General features: G+C 60.9%; 21 protein-coding genes and 1 pseudogene. 13 read left to right on the forward strand and 9 right to left on the reverse strand.

The window, feature by feature from the left end; translation table 11 throughout:
* Window positions 1–97 precede the first annotated feature (97 nt).
* The gene (locus C1896_15265; protein AZZ46139.1) at window positions 98–820 is read left to right on the forward strand and encodes an NAD(P)H dehydrogenase; all 723 of its coding nucleotides are present in this window, start codon (window positions 98–100) and stop codon (window positions 818–820) included.
* 248 nt (window positions 821–1068) lie between these two features.
* Here the strand turns inward: C1896_15265 and C1896_15270 are convergent, their stop codons facing one another.
* Window positions 1069–2112, reverse strand: a complete 1044-nt coding sequence (locus C1896_15270) for a hypothetical protein (GenBank protein AZZ46140.1) — start codon at window positions 2110–2112, stop codon at window positions 1069–1071.
* A 193-nt stretch (window positions 2113–2305) separates the two neighbouring features.
* Complete coding sequence (locus C1896_15275; protein AZZ46141.1) at window positions 2306–3325, reverse strand: sterol desaturase; 1020 nt, start codon at window positions 3323–3325, stop codon at window positions 2306–2308.
* Window positions 3326–3680: 355 nt separating this feature from the next.
* On the opposite strand from C1896_15275, the gene C1896_15280 reads away from it, so the two are divergent.
* The 3 genes and pseudogenes from C1896_15280 (at window position 3681) to C1896_15290 (ending at window position 7540) form a co-directional block, all read left to right on the forward strand.
* Complete coding sequence (locus C1896_15280; GenBank protein AZZ46142.1) at window positions 3681–4580, forward strand: EamA family transporter; 900 nt, start codon at window positions 3681–3683, stop codon at window positions 4578–4580.
* A gap of 457 nt (window positions 4581–5037) precedes the next feature.
* A pseudogene (locus C1896_15285) lies at window positions 5038–7004 on the forward strand (methyl-accepting chemotaxis protein).
* A 188-nt stretch (window positions 7005–7192) separates the two neighbouring features.
* Window positions 7193–7540, forward strand: a complete 348-nt coding sequence (locus C1896_15290; protein ID AZZ46143.1) for a cupin — start codon at window positions 7193–7195, stop codon at window positions 7538–7540.
* Between the two features lie 212 nt (window positions 7541–7752).
* Here C1896_15290 and katG read toward each other — a convergent pair whose 3' ends face one another.
* Window positions 7753–9984 (reverse strand): catalase/peroxidase HPI, encoded by a 2232-nt coding sequence (gene katG / locus C1896_15295; GenBank protein AZZ46144.1) that lies wholly within the window; start codon window positions 9982–9984, stop codon window positions 7753–7755.
* A gap of 315 nt (window positions 9985–10299) precedes the next feature.
* Here katG and C1896_15300 point away from each other — a divergent pair, with 315 nt between their 5' ends.
* Window positions 10300–10995 (forward strand): GNAT family N-acetyltransferase, encoded by a 696-nt coding sequence (locus tag C1896_15300; protein AZZ46145.1) that lies wholly within the window; start codon window positions 10300–10302, stop codon window positions 10993–10995.
* Window positions 10996–11270: 275 nt separating this feature from the next.
* Entirely contained in the window at window positions 11271–11714 is a 444-nt protein-coding gene (locus C1896_15305; GenBank protein ID AZZ46146.1) for a hypothetical protein, read from the forward strand.
* 201 nt (window positions 11715–11915) lie between these two features.
* Here the strand turns inward: C1896_15305 and C1896_15310 are convergent, their stop codons facing one another.
* Together C1896_15310 and C1896_15315 are read right to left on the reverse strand one after the other, a co-directional pair.
* Window positions 11916–12659 (reverse strand): SAM-dependent methyltransferase, encoded by a 744-nt coding sequence (locus tag C1896_15310; GenBank protein ID AZZ46147.1) that lies wholly within the window; start codon window positions 12657–12659, stop codon window positions 11916–11918.
* Window positions 12660–13103: 444 nt separating this feature from the next.
* Complete coding sequence (locus tag C1896_15315; GenBank protein ID AZZ46148.1) at window positions 13104–13733, reverse strand: TetR/AcrR family transcriptional regulator; 630 nt, start codon at window positions 13731–13733, stop codon at window positions 13104–13106.
* Window positions 13734–13818: 85 nt separating this feature from the next.
* Here C1896_15315 and C1896_15320 point away from each other — a divergent pair, with 85 nt between their 5' ends.
* Both C1896_15320 and C1896_15325 read left to right on the forward strand, forming a co-directional pair.
* The gene (locus C1896_15320) at window positions 13819–14922 is read left to right on the forward strand and encodes a DUF2855 domain-containing protein (protein ID AZZ47693.1); all 1104 of its coding nucleotides are present in this window, start codon (window positions 13819–13821) and stop codon (window positions 14920–14922) included.
* 110 nt (window positions 14923–15032) lie between these two features.
* Window positions 15033–15419: an ester cyclase gene (locus C1896_15325; GenBank protein ID AZZ46149.1), complete on the forward strand. Its 387-nt coding sequence runs from the start codon at window positions 15033–15035 to the stop codon at window positions 15417–15419.
* A gap of 95 nt (window positions 15420–15514) precedes the next feature.
* Here C1896_15325 and C1896_15330 read toward each other — a convergent pair whose 3' ends face one another.
* Both C1896_15330 and C1896_15335 read right to left on the reverse strand, forming a co-directional pair.
* On the reverse strand, window positions 15515–16288 hold the full coding sequence (locus C1896_15330) for a hypothetical protein (GenBank protein AZZ47694.1): 774 nt from the start codon (window positions 16286–16288) through the stop codon (window positions 15515–15517).
* A 253-nt stretch (window positions 16289–16541) separates the two neighbouring features.
* Window positions 16542–16925 (reverse strand): transcriptional regulator, encoded by a 384-nt coding sequence (locus tag C1896_15335; protein ID AZZ46150.1) that lies wholly within the window; start codon window positions 16923–16925, stop codon window positions 16542–16544.
* 88 nt (window positions 16926–17013) lie between these two features.
* Here C1896_15335 and C1896_15340 point away from each other — a divergent pair, with 88 nt between their 5' ends.
* Both C1896_15340 and C1896_15345 read left to right on the forward strand, forming a co-directional pair.
* Window positions 17014–18075 (forward strand): NAD-dependent dehydratase, encoded by a 1062-nt coding sequence (locus C1896_15340; GenBank protein AZZ46151.1) that lies wholly within the window; start codon window positions 17014–17016, stop codon window positions 18073–18075.
* A 78-nt stretch (window positions 18076–18153) separates the two neighbouring features.
* Entirely contained in the window at window positions 18154–18642 is a 489-nt protein-coding gene (locus C1896_15345; GenBank protein AZZ46152.1) for a 23S rRNA methyltransferase, read from the forward strand.
* A gap of 53 nt (window positions 18643–18695) precedes the next feature.
* On the opposite strand, the gene C1896_15350 is transcribed toward C1896_15345, so the two are convergent.
* Complete coding sequence (locus C1896_15350; GenBank protein AZZ46153.1) at window positions 18696–19433, reverse strand: GntR family transcriptional regulator; 738 nt, start codon at window positions 19431–19433, stop codon at window positions 18696–18698.
* Window positions 19434–19629: 196 nt separating this feature from the next.
* Here C1896_15350 and C1896_15355 point away from each other — a divergent pair, with 196 nt between their 5' ends.
* The 3 genes from C1896_15355 to C1896_15365 all read left to right on the forward strand — a co-directional run bounded on the left by C1896_15355 (window position 19630) and on the right by C1896_15365 (window position 23829).
* Window positions 19630–20463, forward strand: coding sequence for an amidohydrolase (locus C1896_15355; GenBank protein ID AZZ46154.1), 834 nt, complete (start codon window positions 19630–19632; stop codon window positions 20461–20463).
* 30 nt (window positions 20464–20493) lie between these two features.
* Window positions 20494–21795, forward strand: coding sequence for a C4-dicarboxylate ABC transporter (locus C1896_15360; protein ID AZZ46155.1), 1302 nt, complete (start codon window positions 20494–20496; stop codon window positions 21793–21795).
* 111 nt (window positions 21796–21906) lie between these two features.
* Window positions 21907–23829: a methyl-accepting chemotaxis protein gene (locus C1896_15365; protein AZZ46156.1), complete on the forward strand. Its 1923-nt coding sequence runs from the start codon at window positions 21907–21909 to the stop codon at window positions 23827–23829.
* A 712-nt stretch (window positions 23830–24541) separates the two neighbouring features.
* Here the strand turns inward: C1896_15365 and C1896_15370 are convergent.
* Window positions 24542–25390, reverse strand: a complete 849-nt coding sequence (locus tag C1896_15370; protein AZZ46157.1) for a hypothetical protein — start codon at window positions 25388–25390, stop codon at window positions 24542–24544.
* Window positions 25391–25467 lie beyond the last annotated feature (77 nt).

Genomic DNA, 25467 nt, shown 5'->3' on the forward strand with positions numbered 1-25467 from the left:
TAACCGAAAGAAATGGTCGTTTGTCGCCTATGCAGCCTAACCCTAGGCTGGATCTATCGCGAATGACAGATGAATTCAGTCACAGAGGAGACCCACCATGACGCACCTTCTGCACCTCGACGCCAGCGCCCGCCCCGGCTTTGCCGGCAAAGACGAGCACGGCTCCCACAGCCGTAATCTCACCCACCGTTTCGTCAGCCAGTGGCTGGCCCGCCGCGCGCAGGACAGCGTGACCTACCGGGACATCGGACAGAACCCGCCCTCTTACATCAGCCATGACTGGATCGCCTCCAGTTTCACGCCGGAAGAACGCCGTGAGCCTTGGATGACGGAAACATTGGCGGAAAGCGACCAGTTGGTCGATGAGCTGATCGCCGCCGATGTATTGGTCATCGGCACGCCGCTTTACAACTTCGGCATGCCCGCCGCGCTGAAGGCCTGGATTGACCTGATCGTGCGGCCGGGCCGGACGGTCGATGTCGACGAAACCAAACTACCTGAACCTTACGTACCCTTGCTGGCGGACCGACCACGGCATGCGGTCATCCTCAGCGCAAGGGGTGGCATCGGCTTCGGCCCCGGCGGCGAGATGGCGCACATGAACCACCTGGAGCCGAACCTGGTGACCGCTCTTAATTTCATCGGCATCACCCGCATCCACCAAATTGCCATCGAAGGGCAGGAAACAGGCGGCGACGTGTTGGCGGCCTCTGTGGCCGAGGCGTTGCGTCAGGTGAATGTGTTAGTGGCGGAGCTACAGGGGACGCTTGACGCGACGCCTCTGAGTCAGCCCTACGAACGACAGGCTGAGGCTTGCTGAGCGCAAACTACTGAGCAGATGCAGCAGGCGTTGCGCGATTCCAGCCTTGAAGACCAGCTCCAGACAAGGAGGTCACACGCTGCCGGCCAGCTTGCTGCAACGCCGCGTGCTCAGCGAGAGCTGTTCATGCGGCCACCGGTACTGCGTCGACGAAGCGCGCCAAACCGCTTCGATAGCCGCTGCAATTCTCCGTCGGCTAAAAACAAGAAGCCCGGCGTTCGCCGGGCTGGGTGTCACTGCAGTAACTTTTACTTCTGAGTAACGGTAGCCATGTTGTTCGAACCAGCCTGGATGATAGAGGCCAGATCACCCACGCCAGACTGCATAGCGACGGCCATGTTGCTCACGCCGCTTTGAACGATATAGGCATTATTATCGGTGCCAGATTGGCCGATTTCGGCGTTGTTCGACTGACCGTACTGGTCGACATTGGCGTAATTGCCACTGCCTTTTTGCTCAATTTCAACGTCGTTGAATTCACCAGTCTGGAGAATATCTGCGACGGCCAAATCGCCTTGGGTAACGAGCAACTCGTTGCCCGTTCCGATCTGGTCGGCATTGACGATACCAGTATCTTTCTGGCTGACGGTGGCGACGTTGTCGTTACCGTTCTGAGATACGTCTGACAGGTTGTTATTACCGTACTGTCCGACATTGGCCTTGTTGTCGTTACCGGCTTGGGTGATATATGACCAATTTCCATTGCCACCTTGCTTCAGGGTGGCATCGTTGCTCAAGCCGTTCTGAGTCACCAAGGAGTAGTGGCCGCCGCCGCCACCGTGAGTAACCTCGGCGTTGTTGGCTTCGCCCGTTTGGAAAACGAGCGACGCGTTGTTAGCCGCAACCTGTTTGATCTCGGCGTTGTTCGCGATGCCAGATTGAGCGACCGTGGAGTCCGAGTTCACGCTGTTTTGTGAAACAGCAGCCGTGTTCAAATTGCCCGACTGGTAGACACCGGAACGGTTGTCGGAGCCAGCTTGATAGGTAGTACCGATGTTGCCTTCACCGTCCTGGAAGACCAGAGCGAGCTGGGCGCCGCCCTCCTGAGTCACGGTAGCTTGTTGATTGTTGCCATCCTGGTCTACGTAGGCTTCGCTGGACGCGGCCATGGCATTGGCAGCAGCGGCAGAGATAAGAAGGGCGAGCAGGGTCTTTTTATTGAACATGGTGTAGCTCCATTTGGGATAGTGGTTCACATCCTGTTCCCACAACCAATCCGCCGAGGATTGGGGAATACAGACCTGTTGCGGCGCGGCATGCGCAACATAGCCTGCGGCTTCTCCGCCAACCATAAACCGAACGGTTGAATCTAACTGCCTCGCGCCAGCTATCGAATTGCTAGGTGAAGTTGGGGGCGAGGGTGGCGAAGCTGCAGGCGGCGCTTGCCAGGGCGCCGGTGAGCTCCCATCAGCAGAGGCAGATCGAACCCGTCTAGCAACACAGCCGCCCCGTTCGCCCAGTTATGAGCAGAAGCCAGCGCCAATCTCAGGCGTCGGGAGCGCTGTTCGGCGTAATGAAGGCGCGCCGGCGGGATACGAGCTTGAGTGCCGTGTCCACGAAGGGCATCACGATCAGGCTGTAGAGCGTCAGGTAGCGATGCGAGTCGCGTTCGGCAGTGCCGAATTCGATGCGTTCCGGCACCAGGCTGGTGACGTAGAGGGTGCCGAACATCCAGTCCCACAGTGACAGGTTGGTGCTGAAGTTCTTGTGAAAATGCCGCGGGCCATCGCTGTGGTGAATCTGATGCTGGGCTGGGCTGTTGAAGATGTGTTCGAGGCGCGGCCCGAATGATAGCCATACATGGCTATGCCGCAGGTTCGAGGCCAGGCCGTTGAAGATGAATACCAGATAGGTCACGCCGAACAGGGTGTAGCGGCTGATCTCCCCGCCGCAGACATACCAGAACGCACCGGCATAGGCGCCGAGGAAAACCAGATCGACGAGCCTGCCGACTACTTTTTCCAGAAAATGGACGCGGCTCGCCGTCAGCGGAACCATCACCGGCGCCGAGTGATGGACCTTGTGAAACTCCCACAGCCAACTGCAGTGAAAGGCGCGATGAACCCAGTAGTGGGTGAAGTCGCTGATCAGGAATACGCCGAGCCCATACAGCAGCGCCAGCGACAGGTTGTGCCCGACCCGTGGCCGCTCGCCCCACAGGTTGGTGAAGAAGCTGATGTAGTCGCCCGAGCGGAGGATGTAGGGGTCAACCAGGCCTACGATGGGGACCACCAGTAACACCTTTATGACGCCGCGCACAAAGTAGTAGCGGTAATCGAGCAGGGCCGAACGGTGCAGGTGCACCCTATTCCCACCGATGAACTGCCAGAACGAGGGTGCGTCAGTCAGGCCGCGGCTCGATCGGAAGCGAAACAGGCCATAAGCGGTGGCGTAGGAGATGGCAAGAAACAGCACGCCGAGACGGCCATTCAGATCGAAAACACTGAGAAACTGCTCGATCAGCGGTTCGGCAAGGTAATGATGGAGGGATTCAAGAACGCCCATGGTCTGGCCGCCTCAAAAAATGAGTCGCGGATTATAGGGCCATGCGAAACGGCTCGTATATGCGAATCTTTATCAGCCGCAAGAACGGATAACTTGGCCTTCGAGGCGCTCGTGGGGAGAGATCTGACGGCGTGACATGCGCCGGCCAATACGGCCGCTTACGGATCGGCTGCCACGCCGCAGGGCAAGCAATAGCAGCCCCTGAAGTCGCGAACTGCAGTGTGCCGGGGCGCTTCTGGGTAGGTGCTTGGCGAACAAAGAAGCCATCATGGCCGCAGCGTCCGGACGCGGCTTAGAGGGAGGCCGCGCCCGGGCAACGACAGGCGCTGGGCAGCGGTAACCGGAGGAGCCACGATTGAACGATTCAACGCGCGGCCTGCTTCTGGTGAGCAGCGGCATCGTCGTACTCAGCTTCGATGGCCTGTTGGTGCGCCTGGCACAGGCCGATGGCTGGAGCATTGTGTTCTGGCGGGGCCTGTTGATGTTTCTGGCGCTGGGTGCGTTCTCGCTGTCGACCAAAAGCCGGGCGAGTCTCAAGGCGCAACCGCTGATCAGCGCCGCCTCGGCCTTGCTGTTGGCCTTTACTTCGATCTTTTTCGTGCTCGCGGTCATCCATACCACGGTGGCCAACGTGGTGGTCGTGCTCAGCACAGCGCCCCTGTTCGCCGCCCTGTTTACACGCTTTTTCCTGGGCGAGTCGGTGGCGTTGCACACCTGGCTGGCCATCGGCGTGGCGGCGCTGGGGATCATGGTGGTCTTCGCCGGAGCCTTCACCCCCACCGATCTGGCTGGCAACGGTTATGCACTTTTGTCCTCCGCCGCGGTGGGCGCCAATCTCACCCTGCTGCGCCGCCATCGCGCTATCGAACGGATGCCCCTCATCGCGCTCGGCGGCCTGGCGGCTGCGCTGATCGCCTGGCCCAAGGCCGAGCCGTTGGGCCTGGGTACGACGAGCTATTGGGCGCTGGCAATCATGGGCCTGATCCAGATGCCGCTGGCCACGCTGCTGATCAATAACGCGACCCGCTATCTGCCGTCTGCCGAAGTCGCGCTCTTCTATCTATTGGAAAGCGTGCTGGGATCGCTGTGGGCCTGGTATTTCCTGAACGAGACACCCGCAACCTCGACGCTTTATGGCGGCGCGCTGGTCATCGCGACACTGGTGGTTCACGCCGGACTGAGCCTGCGTCGGCGCCCCGCATCGCCCGGACCGTCCCGCCCCGGCGCGAAGCCTTGCCTGGTAGCGGACAAGTGACCGGCAAGGGAGACGCCATAAGCGCCGGGTGCCGCCTTTAAGTCGCTGCGGGACCGCGACCACTCCGGCCGCAGATCGGCCACCGATAAGCGCCGAAGCGCGGAAGACTGAGCAGCGATAGCGGATCAAGACTTCACAGACCGATACGGCCCCTGGAGAAACTGCCGATGGCGCTTGGCTGAGCGCCCGTGAGGTGACGTGCATCGAAACACCCGGTGTCCCTGTATGCCGCGTCCTGGCGCAATAAGCGCATCGGACGGAAAAGTGCGGGGTCACCTCAAGGCTTGACAGACCCGTGCCGATAACGTCTTGCCGGCCGCGACTCGCCAGCGATCGATTCGACGAGGAATCGGGCGTGCGCGGCCGCGAAGCGCACTGGATTGCGCGAGGGTTCCCCGAGGGACGAAGCGCAGGTCGGCGTGGACGTCTTGATGAACTGGCCAGAGGCCGTTGAACAATGAAAATAAAACACAAACTGCTAGCAAGCTTTCTGGTCGCGACGCTTGTTCCGGTCCTTGTCGTCGCCCTGTTCACCATCCGCAACGTAACCGAGGAGGCCAAGGTCCAGTTTCAGGAAAGCAGCAGCCTGGACGTCCAGTGGTGAACAATACCTTCGTGACCCTGTTCGATTCGGTCAGCCATACCGTGTCGGCCATGGCCGACTTTGCCGCCGTCCGCGACACCGAGGCTGGTGAGCTGACCACCTACTTCGGATCACCCAGCAAACCCGGCGCCACCGCCACGGCTAACGGCGGCCGCGAAAAACAGATCTTCGATTACTTCTCCGGTATCGGTAACAACAACCCGAACTTCGGCTACGTCTACATGGGCGACGCCCAGGGTGGCTACGTAGAGTGGCCGGGCACCGCAGACTACGGCGACTGGGACCCACGCGGACGTCCCTGGTTTACCCTGGGCAAGGACGCCAATTTCCAGCTGACGCGCCTGGATGGCTATTACTGGGAACCGGACGACGCCGTCTACGTGTCGGTGATTAAAGCGTTCAAGGACCAGGCTGGTAACTTCGCTGGGGTCGTGGCGACGGACGTGTCGCTCAAGGCACTGACCGACATGGTCCAGAAAACCCGCTTCGGCGAGACCGGTTTCTTCATGCTTGTCGAAAACAGCGGAACCTTGCTGGTCGACGGCCACCAACCCGAGAACAACTTCAAGAAGCTCAGCGAGCTGCCAGGCGATTACGTCGCGAACATCGCGAACACAGAGAACGGCCTGATCGAGGTAAACATCGATGGCGTCGACTATCTGGCCAACGTCTTCACCTCGCCGACCCTGGGCTGGAAGTTCATCGGCTTCATGCAGGTCGACGAAATCCTGGCCGGCGCGCGCAGGCTGGCGTGGTTGACGCTGGTGGCGTGCGCCGTGCTGGTGGTGCTGTTCGGTATCGCCGGGGTCATATTTGCCAACCGCATCGTCACTCCGATCAATCTGGTCAAGGACGGGCTGCGCACGATTGCCCAGGGCGAGGGTGATCTGACCCACCGCCTCCCCGTGCTGGCCCGGGACGAAACCGGCGAATTGGCCAAGTGGTTCAACCAGTTCATCGAGTCGACGCAGTCGATGATCACCGTCATCAAGGACAACGCGGTGAGCATCGACAGCGTTTCAAGCCAGACCAACGAGCGCACCACCGCCATGTCGGACAGCTTGCAGCGCCAGTCGAGCGCGGTGGAGCAGATCGTCACCGCCGTCACTGAGATGGCCTCAGCGGCCAACGAGGTGGCACACAACTGTGTCAAGACGGCGGAAGTCTCCGCGCAGGGTCTGGACGCGACGCGCAATGGCAAGGAGGTGATCGCTCGCAGTACCGCAGGGGTGAACGATCTTGGCGCCAGCATTCAGAGTTCGAGCAAGGTGATTCGAGAGCTCGAGCGCGAAACGGTGAGCATCAACACCATCCTGTCGAGCATCCAGCAGATCGCCGAACAGACCAACCTGCTGGCGCTCAACGCGGCCATCGAAGCGGCACGTGCCGGCGAACAGGGACGCGGCTTCGCCGTGGTGGCCGACGAGGTGCGTAATCTGGCCAGGCGCACCCAGGATTCAACCGGCGAAATCAACAAGATCCTCAACCTGCTAGTCAGCCGCATCAGCGAGGTGACCGCGAGCATGGATCGCAGCCTGACCGAATCGAGCAAAGCCATCGAGCTGTCCGGTGAGGTCATGGGAGCGTTCGAAGAGATCGAGAATGCAGTCGAGATGATCCGTGACATGACCACGCAGGTCGCCACTGCCACCGAGGAACAGCATCTGGTCACCGAGGACATCAACCGGAACGTGGTGGCCATCAGCGACGCGGTTGCCCAAGTATCGAGCCAGGCCTCGGAGGTCGAAAGCTACTCCCAGCAGCAGCGGCAACTCAGCAGCGCACTCCGGCAGCTGGTCGGGCGCTTCCGCACGCAGTAACGCTTGAAGCGGCCAGCCCTTCGGGGCTGCCCCGCTCGGCTGTGACAGGTTACGCGTTGGCAGAAGACGACCGCGTGCCCAACGACGCTCCTTGCGCTGATGGGCATCCCGGCGTCGACCCCAGACAACCGGCAAAGGCAGCGGCGCCCTATGGTAAGCGCCCGATCACGTCTTACCCGGAGCGCCCCATGGCCAACCCACCGATCACCGTACTGCGCGATACCCAGCCCATGCCTGTCGTCGATGCCTGCAAGTGGGAGCGAATCGAAGGCGAGCCGCACACCGTCAACCTCAACGCCTACACCTCCGATGACGGCAGCAAGATCATGGGGACATGGATCTGCACGCCCGGCAAATGGCGCGTGGAATACGTCAAATGGGAGTACTGCCACTTCCAGGAAGGCTACTGCATCATCACGCCCGACGGCTTGGCGCCCATCCACCTCAAGGCGGGTGACATCTTCGTGGTGGAACCCGGCATGACCGGCACCTGGGAAGTTGTAGAGACCGTCCGCAAGTACTTCGTGTTTGCCTGAATGAACATGCGCAGGCCGCGCATCGACTTGGTGCTACGGCAGCGTCGGCCGAACAGCTGAGCCGTCCGCCAGCTGCGCGATGGGCGGGCCAGGACTGGACCGCCGGAAGGATCAAAAGAAGCCGCTCGCCGCAGGCAACCATTACAGTCGCCCGCTCTGCGTCGCGGTGCATGACAGCGTCGGCGGCGCCTCGAAGGCGCCGCCTTGTTGCCTTACGCTGAGAGCTTCTGGCTGAAGTTATCGGCAGGTTTGCCGATGTCGAGCCGGTCAGCGTTCATCACCTTGTCCCAGGCTTTGACGAAGTCCTGCACGAACTTCTCGTTGCCGTCTGCCATGCCGTAAACCTCGGCCTGCGCACGCAGCTCCGATTGCGCGCCAAAGATCAGGTCCACGCGGGTGGCGGTCCAGGTGGGCTGGCGGGTCTTGCGGTCAAGCCCTTGGTAGCGGTTCTTGTGCTCGGTTGCGACCCACTCGCTCTGCATGCTCAGCAGGTTGACGAAGAAGTCATTGGACAGTGTCCCCACGCGGTCGGTGAAGACGCCCTCCTGGCCACCGTCTGCATTGGCGCCCAGTACCCGCATGCCGCCCACCAGCGCGGTCATTTCCGGCGCGCTGAGGCGAAGCAGGTGCGCCTTGTCGACCAGCGCTTCCTCGGGCGCCATGAAATGCGACTCGTGGTAGTAGTTGCGGAAGCCATCGGCGACCGGGCGTAGCGCTTCGAAGGATTGCGCATCGGTCCACTCTTCCGAGGCATCCATCCGACCCGGTGTAAACGGCACGGTGACATTCACACCGCCATCCTGAGCCGCTTTTTCGATCGCGGCGCAGCCGGCCAGCACGATCAGGTCGGCCATGGAGACCTTCTTGCCACCGGTTGCCGACGCGTTGAACTCGGTCTGGACCTCGGTCAGTTTTTCCAGCACACGTGCCAGCAGCGCCGGGTTGTTGGTTTCCCAATCTTTCTGCGGTGCGAAGCGGATACGCGCGCCATTGGCGCCGCCGCGCTTGTCCGAGCCGCGATAGGTCGATGCCGAAGCCCAGGCCACCGACACCAGTTCAGACACGGAAAAGCCCAATCCCAGAATCTTCTGCTTCAGCGCAGCGATATCGGCTTCATCGATCAGAGGATGGTCACACTCGGGAATCGGGTCCTGCCAGATTTGTGTTTCCAGCGGCACCAGCGGGCCGAGGTAGCGGCCAATAGGCCCCATGTCGCGGTGGGTCAGCTTGAACCAGGCCTTGGCGAACGCATCGGCGAACTCCTCCGGGTTCTCCAGGAAGTGCCGCGAGATCGGTTCGTAGATTGGATCGAAGCGCAGTGCCAGGTCGGAGGTGAGCATGGTCGGCTTGCGCTTCTTGTTCGGATCGAACGGGTCCGGCATGACCTCCGGTGCGTCCTTGGCGACCCACTGGTGCGCGCCGGCCGGGCTCTTGGTCAGCTCCCATTCGAAGTTGAACAGGTTTTCGAAGAAGTAGTTGGACCACTGGGTCGGCGTCTGGCTCCAAATGACTTCGAGGCCAGAGGTGATGGCGTCTGCGCCCGCTCCGGTCTGGAACCGACTGCGCCAGCCCAAGCCCTGATCTTCGATCACAGCGCCTTCCGGGTCCGGGCCCAGCAGCGAGGGGTCGCCAGCACCGTGGGTCTTGCCGAAGGTGTGACCACCGGCGATCAGCGCGACGGTTTCGTAATCGTCCATCGCCATGCGGGCGAAGGTTTCACGAATGTCGATCGCTGAGGCTTTCGGGTCCGGGTTGCCGTTCGGGCCTTCCGGGTTCACGTAGATCAAGCCCATCTGTACGGCGCCGAGACCCGGGTGCAACTGGCGTTCGCCGCTGTAGCGCTCGTCGCCCAGCCAGGTGCCTTCCGGCCCCCAGAAGAGTTCTTCCGGCTCCCAGGTGTCGGCACGGCCGCCAGCGAAGCCAAAGGTTTTGAAGCCCATGGATTCCAGCGCCACGTTACCGGTGAGCACGTAGAGGTCGGCCCACGAGAGGTTGCGCCCGTATTTCTGCTTGATCGGCCACAGCAGGCGCCGGGCCTTGTCCAGCGAAGCGTTGTCCGGCCAGCTGTTGAGCGGGGCGAAACGCTGCTGGCCACCGCCAGCGCCGCCGCGGCCATCGGTGATCCGGTAGGTACCGGCGCTATGCCAGGCGAGCCGGATGAACAGGCCGCCGTAGTGGCCGAAATCTGCAGGCCACCAGTCCTGAGAGTCAGTCATCAGGGCATGCAGGTCAGCGATCACCGCATCAAGATCGAGGGATTTAAACGCGGCCGCGTAGTCGAAATCGCCACCATAAGGATTGGAGCGCGGCGAGTGCTGGTTGAGTGAATTGAGGCTCAGTGCCTCGGGCCACCAGTCTTTATTACTCGGGCGTTTGCGTGGCGCACCAGCGCCGTGGCCGAACGGGCAGCCGCCACCAGTGTTTTCTCCAGTTTCAGCATTCATATTCTGCTCCTTAGGGTTGTCGTTGACGCGTTCGAGCGCCGCTGAACAGAACTTAGCAAACAGTCCCAGGCAGCCTGAACGACATAACTAACGGATTATTGTCGCCATAATCTTTAAAACGCTCTAAACATGCTGCTATCAAGCGGCTTCATAGCGCGCCGCGGCATGCAAAGCGGTGAACAGCATATTTGCCTATCGCCACGATAGGTTTGCCCTCTATGTCACTGCAGATAAGTGGGAATCCTTCTTCTGCGTCGTCGTTCACCTGTGACGCCCGGTACAATTCGGCGTTCCACCCCGTCCGGAGCCAAGCCCATGTTCACCCTCGCCCACCTGGATACCCCACCGCCGGAATCGATGGAGAGCCAGCTGCTGCAGATGGTGGTGGACTATCTCAGCGACATAAGCCCGGTTTCGCTTCCATCCAGCAACCCGCTGTATCAGCTGTATCAATACGTGGTGGGCTTCGAGGTGCATCGCTATCTGGACAGCATGGACGGCGCGCAGAACGGCAAGCCCGAACTGATCATGGCGCTGGACGCCGAAGACCCGGCGCGTCTGCTCGGCTTTGCGCTCTATCTGCCTTACGTGGACGACCCAGAGGCCAGTGCGCTGCTCTATCTGGCGGTGCCATCCAGCCATCGCCGGCAGGGCATCGGGCGGGCCATGGTCGAGGCGATGCTGGCGCGTTATCCGCATGGAGAAGTGGCGTGCGTGGCGAGCAAGGTGCCGTACTTTCAATCGCTGGGCTTTCAGCCGTTGGCGGCCCGTGGCCCTCAGGTCGTCATGAACACCCGGAGCCAGGCGTCCAGCGGTCTGGTGGCGGTGCAGGACCTGGTGCCCATTTTCCAGTCAGAGGAAGTTCGCCAGATTCATAACTATCTGGTCAAACAACACGGCGCCGAAGCCATGAGCGACGCGGAAAAAAGCCGCGATCAATTACTCGATGAGCTGGCTCAACAGGCGATTCATCTGACGCAGACGTCCTCGACGGCCAATCGGTTGCATTGATTTGACTGTGCATGCAAACCCATTTGCCGTACGGCTGTTTACTTTCCATCCGATGCAGCTGACAGATGCTTTTTGAGACGGGAATTAATTCGGCCGCGGTCACTGTGCATCCCTAGCTGACTGGTTCACCGCCTATCCGGTCCCCCTGGAAAAACGTGATCCACAGCACCAAATCGATTTGCAAGCCTTGTCCGTATAAGTTCCAAGGTTAATGTGCGCGTGCTGGCAATTTAATAGCTAACCAGCTTCAGCCTTACACTCAGGAACGAGTACATATGTTCAAGCACTTCATGATGAGCGCCGCAGCGCTGAGCTTCGCCGTACTGACCGGCTGCGCGTCGGTACCGATGGAATCTCCCGAGAAGGACCAGGCGTTCAAATCCTTCCCGGCACCACCGAAAGATCAGGCCGGTCTGTATATATTCCGCGACTCAATGCTCGGAGCCGCGCTCAAGAAGTCAGTGAAGATAGACGGAGAAGTCATCGGCGAAACTGCAGCAAACACTTACTTCTACCGCCTCGTCTCGCCGGGCCCGCATACGCTTGCCACCGAATCGGAATTCAGTGACAACCTGCTGGAGCTGAACGCGCAAGGCGGCAAGAACCACTATGTTCGCCAGTCAATCAAAATGGGAGTGTTCGTCGGCGGTGCCAAGCTGACCGAAGTCGCTGAAAGCGAAGGCCAGAAGGCCGTGTCGAATACCGAACTCGCTCGCTGACAGCCCCTATGAACGGTACGCAGGTGATTCAGTTTTCGACTTAGACAGTCGATGAAAGCAGATGTAAAAGGCCCCGCAAATGCGGGGCTTTTTATTGTTGATATACAAGCATCGCGCGTTCCGAAAACTAGATAAACAGCTCCATCGTTGCAAAGCCTAACTTGGGTGCTAAACGGTAAACCTCGCGTCAATGCCAGCCCGTTACGCCTTCACACACGCAAAGATTGCGTTCCCGGACGTCCCGTTCCAGGGCAGGATCTTTTCGTAATCGTGCTCCAGCACGTGCACGTCGAAGTACGGCTGCAAAAGCTTGCTCAGCTCGGCGAAACTCACCGCCACCATGCGATGCTCGTCGTGCCATGTCTGACTTTGCCCTGCTGTCGTTCTTTCGATCCGCAGTTTCAACAGCTGTTGCTCGCCCGCCCCAGCGTAGTGCCAACCCGAGCTGAAGCTGAACAACCCATCGGGATGGTTCGCGTCGTGCGCTACGAATGACGCGTTGTCGATGGTGTGTTTGTCGACGGCGTTGAAGCAAAACAGCCCACCGGTTGCCAATGCGCCATGCACGCTGGCGATGCAGGCCTGCAATCGTGCGATTTCGGCACTGTAGTGAATTGAATACAAGAAGCAGGTGATCAGATCGGCTGGCTGAGCCACGGTGAAGCCGCACATGTCCTGACGTGAAAACTCAGCTTCCGGGCAGCGGACGGCCGCCCTGTCCAGCATGGGCTGATTGATATCGAGCCCACTGCTCTGATAGCCAGCATCAAGAAAGTGCCGTACATGCGGACCTGTGCCACAGGCGAGATCCAGATGTCGGTTGCCGCCGTTACCGAACAGCTTCTGCAGACGATGAACACAGTGGCTTTGCGCGCGGTAGTCGATATCGGCGCACATGAGGTCGTAGTAACCCGACAGGTCGGTATAGATGGCGGTGCCGGGCATGATGGCCTGATGAAGTATGCGTGGAGCGTTGGCGGGCGCGCATCATATCGCCAGTTGAAACCGGCGTCGCGCCAGGCGTGACGCTGTCGATGACGGCAGCGAACACCATGAAGACTTTAGCCCAGCGAACGCCCACTACTGCCGATAGCAGGCATCTCCCCATAGCCGCTTGTAAGCATCCGAAACACCGCTGATGCAAACAGCAGGTTTCGCCTCGACGCTTGGATGTACATGCGAGCGATCGAATAATCCCCGCATGCAAGATGAAACGACCGGCGGGTAGATCGCTGAGCACGGAATTCGCGACTGTGCGCTACATACCCATCGCTGGCTGCATGAGTCTCGCGGGGGCAGTGAACGTGGTGCATCGCCTGCTCCAAGGGCAATCACATTTGCTTTTTCCCAGATTCGGGATCTGAGCCACAGCAAACGTCATCACCACTGTCATTCATGACCAATTGAGCCGCGCGTGCCCTCAAGCGTGTATAGGCACAGCTGTTCCATGCAGCCGGCCCAATCGCTCATCCGATCCGCTTCGAGCTGCACCAGCATCGCGTAGCGGCGTCCGCCCCATACCGAAAGATGAAGCGCTTCCAGGGTTGCAGCAGACGGGCGCGCCGGCAGGTCGGTCGCCGCGTCAATGACGCGTTGCCAGGCGCCCAATAGATCCTCATAGACCCGGCGCTGGTGCTTGGGCTCAGCCACCAGCGTTTCCAGTTCGAGCATGTCCGGGTGGAACCAGGGCAGCTGAGGTTCGGCCCCGGCCAAGGTGCGCACCAAGCGCCGGATGCGCTCGGGCCAGGCAAGGGCGACTGGCGCTACGGCTTGCGCCTCGATGGCCTCCAGCAACTGCTCGACGCAATAGCGCACGTAGCCTGAGTGCAGCGCGTGTTTGCTCGGGAAATAGTCGTACAGGGTGCCGATGGCCACACCGGCTTCCAGCGCGACCGCCCGGGTCGTCAATCGAGACCAGCCGTCGCGCTGCCATATCCGAACATAGCTGTCGAAAATCGCCTGAACGGTGACCTTGGCGCGCTGCTGAGTGGGCCGTTTGAGCGGCTTGGCGCTCGGCAATCGTGTGTTCATGAAATCCGAACCCGGCGGAGAAACGAAAGGGCTACAGTCAATGCCGTCCATTTACGAACCCAAGGTGCCATCGATGAGCGTCATCCGCCAGTTGCAGAACAACAAGAAAAACATGGAGCAGACTCGCCTTCAGACCCAGGCGATGCCTGAGCTAAAACCCGGCGAAGCCCTGCTGCGCATCAGCCGACTGGCGCTGACGACGAACAATGTCACTTACGCCGCATTCGGCGAAACCCCTCACCTGCGCTACTGGGACTTCTTCCCGACGGGCGATGCCGAGTGGTTTCACATGCCTGCCTGGGGGTTCGCCGAGGTCGTGGAGAGCACCGTCGATGGCCTGGCGAAGGGCGAGCGATTCTATGGCTTCTGGCCGATCGCCAGCCATCTGGTCATGCAACCGGTGCGGGTCTCCGAGCGCGGATTCTACGACGGTGCCGAGCATCGACTTGAACTCACGTCAGCCTACAACCAGTACCAGCGCATCAGCAGCGATGACGCCTATCGCGCCGAGAGCGAGAACTACCAGATGTTGTTGCGCCCGCTGTTCATCACCTCGTTCATGCTGGCCGACTTTCTCGATGACAACGCCTTCTTCGGTGCGCGCCAGATCCTGGTCTCCAGCGCCTCAAGCAAGACGGCGTACGGGACTGCGTTCTGCCTGCAGGACAATCCAGCCGTGCAGCTGATCGGCCTCACCTCCCCGGGCAACATCGATTTCGTACAACGCCTGGGTTGCTACCGCCAGGCGCTTGGCTACGACCAGCTCGCCTCGCTGGACCCGAGCGTGCTCACGCTGTACGTGGACTTCTCTGGTAGCGCCAGCCTTCGCCAGCAGATCCATGGACATTTCAAAGACGCTCTGGTGTACGACTGCTACGCCGGGTCTGCCCAAAGCCATGAATACAGCAAACGTGACCAGACGTTGGCCGGACCGCAACCACAGCCCTATTTCGCGCCTTACCAGATCAAGAAACGCAACGCCGACTGGGGGCCTGCCGAGGTGACACGCCGCTTCAACGAAGCGCAGCTGGCCTTTATCGCTCGGGTGAGCGATGCGCAGCAGCCCTGGATGCAGGTGAACGAGCACGCCGGCCTTGAAGCGGCACAAACGCTGTCCGAGTCCTTGATCAAAGGCGATATCAATCCGTTGGAAGGCCACGCCGTGGTCCTCGACTGACCCGCTAACACTGCCGTTTATGGCGTGCCAGCCGAACGCATTGAGCGTGCGGCTGGCGTCTATTGCGCAAGTCGCTAGCCTGATTATCAGACTGACGCTGAGGAGCGATGATGACTGGCGACGAGATCACCGACTGCTACGAAGGCTACATCGCCTGCTTGAACAGCCTGAACTGGCCGGAGCTGGGTCACTTCGTCCATGACGAGGTGCATTACAACGGCAACTTCGTGGGGCTGGGTGGCTATCGCCGGATGCTTGAAGAGGACTTTCGAGCGATTCCCGATTTGCAGTTCACGATTGGCCTGCTCATCGCCGAACCGCCCCACGTGGCGGCGCAGCTGCTGTTCGACTGCACGCCCATAGCGGACTTGTTCGGCTTTGCAGTCAACGGAAAACGGGTTGCCTTCACCGAAAACGTGTTCTACGCGTTCAGCGAGGGAAAGATCCGGAACGTCTGGTCCGTGATCGATAAGGCAGCTGTTGGCGACCAACTCTGATCGAGTGGGCCGTCAGAATGCGCTGCGACTGACCGACTGGTACGGTGCTGGCGAATCCCGGCGCACCTGATCGTCAAACGCACCGGGAGCAGGATTCAAAGCTGGTTGTCGTGCAGTCCGGCGTAGAGGCGGGTCATTTCGTTGAGCTGACGGAACATCGACTCGGCATTCACCGCCACGATGGTGGGCACGAACTGCTTGGAGGTGAACGCCTTGCTCGCGAACTTCCAGCGGGCGTCGGTCTTGCGCAGGGCTTCGGCGATTTCTGCGTTGGGCGCATCGGCTGTCTGCAGCTCAGCCATGATGACGCCGAACTCTTCAACCGAAGCTGCAAACTCCTTTTCGAGCTCCGGATCCTGCACGCCCCAGGCACGGGCCATGTAGAACATGGCGGTGCGCTGGGTCAGCACACGGTTCCAGCCACTGCGGTTGATCGAATGCGACGCGGCATCGCCATTGTGTTGCTCGAACAGATCGGTGACTTGCTGGGTCTGGCGAACCAGCTCTTCGGCCTTCGCCAGTACGAGCGGAGCCTGGGCCTTGTCCGGCGTACTGGCCGCCAGAGCGCGGTAATCGCCCCAGGTGCGCTCCACGTCGTTCAACGCAACGCGAATGGCGTCACTCGGCGCAGCCGCCTTGAGCTGGGCATGGTGATCTTCGAACAAGGCCAGGCTTGCGGCACGTTGTTTGGTGGCTTCGTCCACTTTCACGCCGGCGCCGATCATGAGGTAGTCCTTGGCGACAATCTGCCCCAGGCTACGCTGCAGACCGGCCATGTTCATGATTTCCAAAGGTGCCATATCCGCCCAGCAGGTCGCACTCAGCAGGCTGCAACCCAATAGCAGCGCGCGCAGAGATTTCTTGATCAACACGGTAAATCCTTTCTGGTTTTGAAGATGAGCGCAGGCCGCGTCTGCGACCAGCGTCTGAGCCCGCCGCAAACAATCGCGTTGATGCGCCGCTCAGCCCGGCATTGGATTCGCCCAACCTTTCTCGAACCTTGCAGAGGCCGGAAGCTACAGCGCTGCGTGCTGGAAGTGTGAAGCGATGCACCATAAAACAGCGGTGTCGGGGCGCCCGTAGAAAGACGAACGCTGGCAGCAACGCATCGGCTGTAAGGCTTCAGCCCCGCCTGCGCGACGTGCTTCTCGGCTGCAGCTGATCCAGCGCGCTGGAGTTTTGCCTCGCCCAGTCGTAGATCATTTCGATAGGTTGGACCATCAGCTTGCCGAGCGGTGAGAGCGCGTAGCTCACCGCTGGCGGGACGGAGTCGAGCGTGTGGCGTTCGATCAAGCCGCTGGCCTCCAGCTCTCGCAGCGTTTGCACCAGCATCTTTTTGGAGATTCCCGGCAAGCTGCGATGCAGCGCACCGCTACGCGCCACGCCGTCGTGGCGGGCATGCAGAGTGTGCAGAATCATGCTGGTCCACTTGGTGGAGAAGATCTCGAGCACGCGTCTTGGGGCGCAATCTTCACGCCATTGTTCTTCGTCAGAGCCGGGTTGCATGGGGGCTGGTTACCATTTGGTGCCGACTTGGATCGGCATTTTCGAGTGAGTAAGGTGCAGGCCTGTTTCGCTTTGTGGGGTTTTGAACATGACAAATCAAGCACTGGTGGTCGGCTCGAGTGGGATCGTTGGCAGCGCGGTGTCTCGCCTGTTGGCCGAGGAAGGCTGGGCAGTCGCCGGCCTGGCACGGCGGCCGAGCGAGGAATCCGGGGTTACTCCGATCAGCGCAGACCTGCTGGACCCGACGGCGCTGTCTTCGGCGCTGGCCGACGTTTCGCCCACTCATCTCTTTCTGACCACCTGGGCGCGCCAAGCCAGTGAAGCGGAGAATATCCGCGTCAATGCACTGATGATTCGCAATGTGCTCGAAGCCGTTCGAGCTTCAGGCTCGGTTCGCCATGTGGCGCTGGTTACCGGGCTTAAACATTACCTCGGCCCATTCGAAGCCTACGGCAAGGGCACGCTGCCACAGACGCCGTTTCGTGAGGAACAAGGGCGGCTCGACGTCGAGAATTTCTACTACGCCCAGGAAGACGAGGTATTTGCGGCGGCCGAACGCGATGGCTTCACTTGGAGCGTTCACCGCCCCCACACCGTCACCGGAATCGCAGTCGGCAACGCGATGAACATGGCAACGACGCTGGCCGTGTACGCCTCGATCTGCCGTCAGACCGGTCGGCCTTTCCGCTTTCCGGGCTCGGAAGTCCAATGGAACAGCCTGACCGACATGACCGATGCGGGCCAGCTGGCACGGCACCTGCGCTGGGCTTCGACCACACCGGCCGCCGCCAACCAGGCCTTCAACATCGTCAACGGTGACGTGTTCCGCTGGAAGTGGATGTGGTCGCGCATTGCCGAGTGGTTCGGCATCGAGGCGGCGCCTTTCGACGGTCAACCCGCTCCGCTGGAGCAGCAGATGGCAAACGATGCCGAGGTCTGGGCAAAGATGGCCAAGCAGTTCGGTTTGGCTGAAGCGGATATCGGCAAGCTCACCTCGCCATGGCACACCGATGCAGACCTGGGTCGGCCTATCGAGGTGGTGACAGACATGTCGAAGAGCCGAAAGCTCGGGTTTCTGGACTATCAGGCGAGTGACGACGCGTTCTTCGACGTGTTCACCAAGCTGCGCGCCAGCAAACTCATCCCCTGATCGGAGCCGGGTATTCCGGGCCCACCGACGATTGGGCTGTCCCGTATACTCGCGCGTTTTCCGCGCGAGTCTTTTCCAGTGAGCAACAAACGTTACGCCTGCATCGGCCTGAGCAACCCGAAATCGCCATCCAACGTTGGCGCGATCATGCGAGCGGCCGGTTGCTATGGTGCGGCTTCGGTGTTCTACACCGGTACTCGTTATGACCGCGCCAGGGATTTCGTCACCGACACCAAGAAAGTCCATCAGGACATCCCACTGATAAACATCGATGACCTGCGCAAGATCCTGCCACTCGGCTGCGTGCCGGTGGCTGTGGAGCTGGTCGAGGGCGCGCGCCCTCTTCCCGAGTACACCCATCCGGATCGCGCGCTGTACATCTTCGGTGCCGAAGATGGCTCGCTGAGCAAAGAGATCCGCGACTGGTGTGAAGACGTGGTCTACATCCCCACCAACGGCTGCATGAATTTGGCGGCGACGGTCAACGTGGTGCTCTACGACCGCCTGGCCAAGGGCAACAACACCCGCTCAGGCCCTGGATTTGGAGCGGCGCGTAAACCCTGTTGATCCGCTGCTGAAGATTCACTCCCAGATAGAGAAGCCCGCACTCGCTTGGCGTTTCAGGAGATATCGATCTGATACCGAAACCCCTCGGCCGCGGCACGGGTGAGGCGGTATTCCAACGGTGATCGGTCGTAGCCCAAGGCGATGCGCTCGATGGTGACGACCGGGGCGCCCTTTTCGATCGAAAGGGTTGCAGCCATGTCGCCGTCGGCCGCGCCAACGGTGAGGGTTTCCTTAGCCGAGGCGATGCACTGGCCACATTGCTGCTCGTAGAACGGATAGAGCAGCTCTCCAAAGTCCTCGGGGTCGACATCCATCAGCGCACCGAAACGGTTGGCCGGAAGCCAGATATCTTCGTGAAACAGCGTGCGGCCTTCGATCATGCGCAGGCGCTCCATGTGCACGACCTGCTCGCCCTTGCCTAATTCCAAAGCGTTGGTGACCCCCTGCGACGGCTTTTGCAGCGTCTTGGAGAGGATGCGGCTGGTGGGGATTTCCCGTCCGCCACTGGCATCTACCTGACGAAAGAAGCGCGCCAGCGAGGCATCGAAGTTCGGGCGGCGCACGAAGGTGCCACGGCCTTGACTGCGCAACAGCAGCCCCTCGTTGACCAGCGTATCCACCGCCTTGCGCACCGTGCCGATGGCTACGCCGTAATGCCGGGTCAGCTCAGCTTCGGTGGGAATTGGTGCGCCGGGCGTCCATTCCCCGGCTGCGATCTTGGCCAGCATTTCTTCTCTCAGGCGCTGATAGAGCGGCAGGCGCTCGTCATATCCGAGTGTCGAGGTGTTCATCTATTGATCAGTCCATATCCGAGGCGCAGCCACTTTATCACTGCGGCGTCGATTGACAGATATCTAGCACTGCAGATATGGTCATACATTCATATATATGACTAGTTATCCAGCTTGAGTGTCAGCGCTGATTAGGCTCGCTTCTTGGCCTGCCGTCTACGTCAGTCACAACAACAATCGACCAGGGTCTTTGCTTATGGATCGCCTCCTTCCGCCCGGACTGCACGGCATAGATGCACACGCGCACATCTTCCGCCAGGATCTGCCAATGGTGCCAGGGCGCCGCTACAGCCCGCACTACGATGCGCTGATCGAGCACTACCTCGCACACCTCGACCGTCACGGCCTGGCCCACGGCGTGCTAATCCAGCCCAGTTTTCTCGGCACCGACAACCGCCACCTGCTCGAGGCGCTACGCCGTTATCCGCAGCGGCTGCGTGCCGTGGCGGTAGTCGAGCCGGACGTCAGCGAGGCGCAGCTGGACGAACTGGGTGAGGCCGGCGTCGTGGGTGTTCGTCTGAACCTCATCGGCAAGAAATTGGCCGATTACCGTGGCCACGCCTGGAGCGCCTTGTTCCAGCGATTGGCCCAGCGTGGCTGGCAGGTCGAGATTCAGCGCGGCATCGATGACGTGGCATTGATCGTTCCGGCCATCCTGGCCTGCGGCGTCGACGTGGTGATCGATCACTTCGGCCTGCCCACTGGCGGCATCGACAGCACCAAGCCCAACCATGTGGCCTTTCTCTCGTTGCTCGGCAACGAGCGCTTATGGCTCAAGCTGTCTGCGCCCTACCGCAGCCAGTCGGACCTGGCTCAGGCACTGCGGGTTCTGGCGCAAGTGCGCGAGGCCGGCGGTGGCCTCTCGCGTTTCCTCTGGGGCAGCGACTGGCCCAACACCCAGTTCGAGGATCAGACCGACTACGACCGACAGGTCGCCTTCATCGCGGCGCTGTTACCGGACCTGAACGAACGCGCCCAGGTACTGCTGGATAACCCGGCAAAGCTGTTCGGCTTCGGCGTTTCCCGCTAAACGATCCATAACAACAATAGGACTTCTCTCATGATGAGCCTGCTCGTCGTCGCGGCAATCGTGGTTGCCGTCGCCCTTGGCTACAAGACCAAGATCAACATTGGTCTGTTCGCCATCGCCTTTGCCTATCTGATCGGCTGTTTCGGAATGGGGCTCAGCCCCTCCGAGGTCATCAGCATGTGGCCGCTGAAGATCTTCTTTATCATCTTCGCGGTGTGCCTGTTCTACAGCTTCGCCACCGTCAACGGCACGCTGGAAAAGCTGGCCGAGCACCTGATCTACCGCTGCCGAACCATGCCCCAGCTGCTGCCCTTCGCAGTCTTTTTCACCGCCACGGTGATTTCAGCAATGGGCGCGGGTTATTACACGGTGCTGGCATTCATGGCGCCAATCACCCTGCTGCTGTGCGAGCGCACCGGGATGAGCCTAATCACCGGAGGCATGGCGGTGAACTACGGGGCCTTGAGCGGGGCGAACTTCGTCTCCAGCCAGAGCGGCATCATCTTTCGCGGCCTGATGGTCAACGCCGGCATCCCGGAAAACGAGGCCTTCATCAACGCTGCGGCGATCTTCGTCAGCACCCTGGTGGTTCCGTTGGTGGTGATCTCCATGCTGGTGTTCTTCACGGGACACGGCAAGGCGATGAAGGCTACGGCGTACGTGGCAGCCGAGCCAACGCCGCTGAACCGCGAACAGAAGATTACCCTGTGGCTGACGCTGACGATGATGGCCATCGTTCTGGCTGCGCCCATCACCCAGATCGCCTTTCCGGATAACGCAACGGTCAGCTTCATCAACTCGAAGATGGACATCGGTCTAATCGCCAGCCTGTTCTCCGTGATCGCCCTGCTGCTCAAGCTGGGCGACGAGCGCAAGGCCATGGCCTCGGTGCCCTGGGCAACACTGATCATGATCTGCGGCGTGGGCATGCTCATCTCGGTCGCGATCAAGGCTGGGACCATCGACCTGCTTGCCTCATGGATGGGCAATAGCATTCCGCCGATCATGGTGCCGATCGTCTTCGGTATCGTCGCAGCCTTCATGTCGCTGTTCTCCAGCACGCTGGGCGTGGTGACACCGGCGCTGTTCCCGATGGTGCCACCGATTGCCGCGGCGCTCGGGATCGACCCGATGGTGCTTTTCGTTGCCATCGTGGTCGGCGCGCAGGCCACCTCGATCTCGCCGTTCTCCTCTGGCGGCAGCCTGATTCTCGGCTCATGTCCCACGGAGCAGAGCCGCACTTCACTGTTCCCGCAACTCTTGTTTCGAGCGGCGCCCCTGGGCTTCGTTGCCGCCCTGGTTTTCAACGCGTTGCTGACTTTCGGCTACTGACGGCGTTGCCATGGCCCGAACAGCGGGTCATGGGCGGAGACGCCACACGAGTCGTCAGCGGCGGCCGGGCACTTCGGCCCGGCCGCCCTTTTGAGGTAAGGAGAAAATCAAATGAAGGATTGGTTCGCCAATATCAGCATGACCAGAAAGCTGGCGATCGGCTTCGGCTCGGTGCTGCTACTGACCGCAGGCTTGGCCGCCTCCGGCTGGCTCGGCTTAAAGGGGGTCACGCACCGCAGCGCCTTGATGGAGCAAATCGCTTCGCTGAACGAATCGCTGAGCAACCTGAAAGTGGCGCGCCTGCACTACATGCTTGAAAATGGTGATCCACAAGCGGGCGAGGCGGTCGACGAGGCTATAGACGGGTTCTCGTCTCGCCTCGAGGCGGTCTCGAAAAGCTTCTCCCAGCCCGAGAACCTGGCGCTCCTGCACAAGCAAGGCGAACTGATTCAGCGCTATGGCGAATCCCTGAACACGATGCGTGACGCCTACGCCGCCGGCAAGGCTGCACGCACGGAGATGGGCAGGCAGGCCAAGCTCGCCAGCGAGCCAATCGACGCCATGGGCAAGGCTGTAGAGCAAATGCCGGACGACGCGCCCAACCGCTACACAGCCTTCAAGGCCATCTCAGACCTGCGCATGAACTGGCAACTGGTGCGCTACCAGATGCGAGGCTACAACACGACGCCCACAGCCGAGGTGGCTTCGCTGGTCGAGCAGCAGATCGCCCACGCCCGGCGCTCCGCGGCACGCCTGCAGGCGGTGCTTGGAAACGGCTTCGCCGCCCAGGTAGCCGTTACCGAACAGGCGCTCGATGGCTATCTCGCCGCCCTCAATGCCGTCGTTGCCCAGACCGAAGCCATCGCAGCGGCACGCCAGCAAATGACAAGCCAGACAGATGAGATCAACCATCTCGGCATGAGTTTGACCCAAACCCAGGATGCTCAACGCGACGCGGAAACCGTGCAGGCTCAGGTCACCCAACTCACCGTCACCATGCTGGCGTTGCTCATCGGCTTGTTGGCCGCCTGGGTGATCACCCGGCAGATCACCCGCCCCCTGGCCGAGACTCTTGCGGTTGTCAGGAACATCGCCGCGGGCGACCTGACCGACCACCACCACATCGACCGACAGGACGAGATAGGCGCGCTGCAACAGGGCGTGATGGGCATGGCGGCGACCCTGCGTGAGCTTATCGGCGGGATCCGCGACAGCGTTACACAAATGGCCAGCGCTGCGGAGCAGCTGTCGGCCATCACCGAGCAGACCAGCGTGGGAATGAACAGCCAGAAGATCGAAACCGATCAGGTCGCCACTGCGATGCATGAGATGGCCGCCACCGTGCAGGAAGTCGCGCGTAATGCCCAGGACGCTTCGATGGCCGCGACGGACGCTGATCGTGAGGCGCGTGCCGGTGACGCCGTGGTATCCGAGGCGATCGCTCAGATCGAGCGGCTGTCCGAGGAGATGCTCCGCTCGAGCGGGGCGATGGCCGAGCTGGAGTCGGAAAGCAACCGGATCGGCAGCGTCATGGACGTAATCAAGGCCGTGGCAGACCAGACCAACCTGCTGGCCCTCAATGCAGCCATCGAAGCCGCACGTGCCGGTGAGGCGGGTCGTGGCTTCGCCGTGGTCGCTGATGAAGTTCGTAGCCTGGCGCAGCGCACGCAGAAATCGACCGAAGAGATCGAGCAACTGGTAGCCGGCCTGCAACAGGGCACGCAGCAGGCGGCGGTCGCGATGCGCAACAGCCACAGCCTCACCGAAAGCGGCGTTGGGCTGACCCGCCAGGCGGGGCTGGCGCTGAACGGGATAACCGCCAAGGTCTCGAACATCCAGGCGATGAACCAACAAATTGCCGCTGCGGCCGAACAGCAGAGCGCGGTAGCCGAGGAAATCAGCCGCAGCGTAGTGAACGTGCGCGACATTTCCGAACAGACCGCAACGGCCAGTGATGAAACTGCGGCATCGAGTATCGAGCTGGCGCGCCTCGGCAACGAGCTACAGGCGATGGTTAGTCGTTTTCGCGTGTAGCACAGGGCACCTCGCGCGGTAGCGGCGTCGGCATAGCCCGGAACACTCACGGCCGACGCACCGATTACCGTATTGCGCGATACCCAGCCGACGTCCGTCGTCGATGCCTGCAAATAGAGCCCGAACAGCAGTACAGCGGGATCACGCCGGCTTCATCATCACTAGAATGAAACCGGCGACGATACCGGCCACGGCGATTGCCCAGCCGATCCGATGCGCACGGTTCTTTTCTGCTTGCCGAACAGGGTCTACTGGCTTTTTCTTTCTCACGATCTACCTGCTTTTGAAAAAAACACGACTGCTGACTAGCACGTTGCTACCGAGCTTGAGGCGCGTCTTTTTAGGCTGGGCCGATCGAATTGTCCAGTACGCTGCTTGGCGAAGGGCCCCCTGCGACCAATGGAACAGGTGCCGCCGGCTATCCGAGCGGGCTCTCTCCAGCATTCGGCTCGTCTTTGGGCTCTACCGTTTCCTCCGGGTCGTTTTCGCCCGAATCAGGCGCGTCGCCATATTCGTCATAGTCTGGTGGGGTCAGGCCATCCTTGAGTGGATCGTTAGGGTCGGTCATGTCAGTGGTCCTGATCTGTTGCGTGAAAGATGAACAGCTCAGTTGTTCGAACGCTCCTCTCTACGAAATGTTCGCAGGCGACCGATCAGGATCCGAAAATACTCGCCATCGTTTAGGTCAGGCGTTGCGTTCGCGCGGCACCGGTTAGGGCGCACCGAAGAGTGCGACCCAGTAGATGCCCGCATCGCTCTGCGGATCTACCGCATAGGCCGCACCCAGCTCACTGAATTGCGGGTTCATCAGATTGGCGCAGTGTCCTGGGTTCGCCAGCCAGCCTTCAACGATCTCGCGGGGTCGATCCAGCGCGGCAGCGATGTTCTGGGCGACCGGCGCACCGGGATAACCGGCCAGCTCCGCCCTGTCGCCCGGCGTACGTCCATCCCGATCCAGGTGGCTGAAGAAGTTGCCGTTGGCCATGGCTCGGCTGTGGGCCTCGGAGAGGCCGGCAAGCGTTGTGTTCCAGTTAAGCGGAGCGGCTGCAGCGAAGGGTTTGCCAGCACACTGGCGCGCGCTGGCACGCACGCGATTGATTTCGTCGAGTAGCGCCTGCCCTTCTGCCTGCGCGTCTTTCAAATGCCCGCCGAGCATCGGCCGCGCCAGCACGATGCGCCAGTCGCGCCCCTCGCGACTGACGCCGATGTCGGCGTATTGCGGATCGAGCACCACGCGACAGAAGCTTTCGCGCAGCGCCTGCATCGCGGCTTGTGCATCACGCGGCCCCGACAGGCTGACGGCCTGAACGTTGGCCATCGGATAACCGTTGCGGGCCAATGAGCCCTGCAGATCACCGGCGCCAGTGGCAGGCAACACCAGGCGCGGGTCGGACGAAAGGGCCGTCAGCTCCTCACTCGCCCGGTCTTCGCAACGCTGTACTTCACTGCGGTAGGCGTTGATCGTCTCGATCAATTGCGCCTCCTCCGCTGCGCTGGCCGCAATCGCCATAGCGCTGCCGGTGAGCGTTACCAAAAGCAGTGAGAGGGAAAGCAGGCGCATGAAGATCTCCAGATAGCACGAATGCGGACGCTGAAGATGCACCGGGCACGCCCCGGAAGTCGAGCCCATGTGGCGAA

Source organism: Pseudomonadaceae bacterium SI-3, assembly GCA_004010935.1.
Lineage (GTDB): Bacteria > Pseudomonadota > Gammaproteobacteria > Pseudomonadales > Pseudomonadaceae > Stutzerimonas.

Coding starts and splice junctions, on each gene's coding strand:
- C1896_15300 (AZZ46145.1), top strand. CDS start 10,300: ATGTTCACCCTCGCCCACCTGGATACCCCACCGCCGGAATCGATGGAG.
- C1896_15360 (AZZ46155.1), top strand. CDS start 20,494: ATGATGAGCCTGCTCGTCGTCGCGGCAATCGTGGTTGCCGTCGCCCTT.
- C1896_15305 (AZZ46146.1), top strand. CDS start 11,271: ATGTTCAAGCACTTCATGATGAGCGCCGCAGCGCTGAGCTTCGCCGTA.
- C1896_15365 (AZZ46156.1), top strand. CDS start 21,907: ATGAAGGATTGGTTCGCCAATATCAGCATGACCAGAAAGCTGGCGATC.
- C1896_15310 (AZZ46147.1), bottom strand. CDS start 12,659: ATGCCCGGCACCGCCATCTATACCGACCTGTCGGGTTACTACGACCTC.
- katG (AZZ46144.1), bottom strand. CDS start 9,984: ATGAATGCTGAAACTGGAGAAAACACTGGTGGCGGCTGCCCGTTCGGC.
- C1896_15325 (AZZ46149.1), top strand. CDS start 15,033: ATGACTGGCGACGAGATCACCGACTGCTACGAAGGCTACATCGCCTGC.
- C1896_15370 (AZZ46157.1), bottom strand. CDS start 25,390: ATGCGCCTGCTTTCCCTCTCACTGCTTTTGGTAACGCTCACCGGCAGC.
- C1896_15290 (AZZ46143.1), top strand. CDS start 7,193: ATGGCCAACCCACCGATCACCGTACTGCGCGATACCCAGCCCATGCCT.
- C1896_15265 (AZZ46139.1), top strand. CDS start 98: ATGACGCACCTTCTGCACCTCGACGCCAGCGCCCGCCCCGGCTTTGCC.
- C1896_15320 (AZZ47693.1), top strand. CDS start 13,819: ATGAGCGTCATCCGCCAGTTGCAGAACAACAAGAAAAACATGGAGCAG.
- C1896_15270 (AZZ46140.1), bottom strand. CDS start 2,112: ATGGTTGGCGGAGAAGCCGCAGGCTATGTTGCGCATGCCGCGCCGCAA.
- C1896_15335 (AZZ46150.1), bottom strand. CDS start 16,925: ATGCAACCCGGCTCTGACGAAGAACAATGGCGTGAAGATTGCGCCCCA.
- C1896_15340 (AZZ46151.1), top strand. CDS start 17,014: ATGACAAATCAAGCACTGGTGGTCGGCTCGAGTGGGATCGTTGGCAGC.
- C1896_15350 (AZZ46153.1), bottom strand. CDS start 19,433: ATGAACACCTCGACACTCGGATATGACGAGCGCCTGCCGCTCTATCAG.
- C1896_15355 (AZZ46154.1), top strand. CDS start 19,630: ATGGATCGCCTCCTTCCGCCCGGACTGCACGGCATAGATGCACACGCG.
- C1896_15275 (AZZ46141.1), bottom strand. CDS start 3,325: ATGGGCGTTCTTGAATCCCTCCATCATTACCTTGCCGAACCGCTGATC.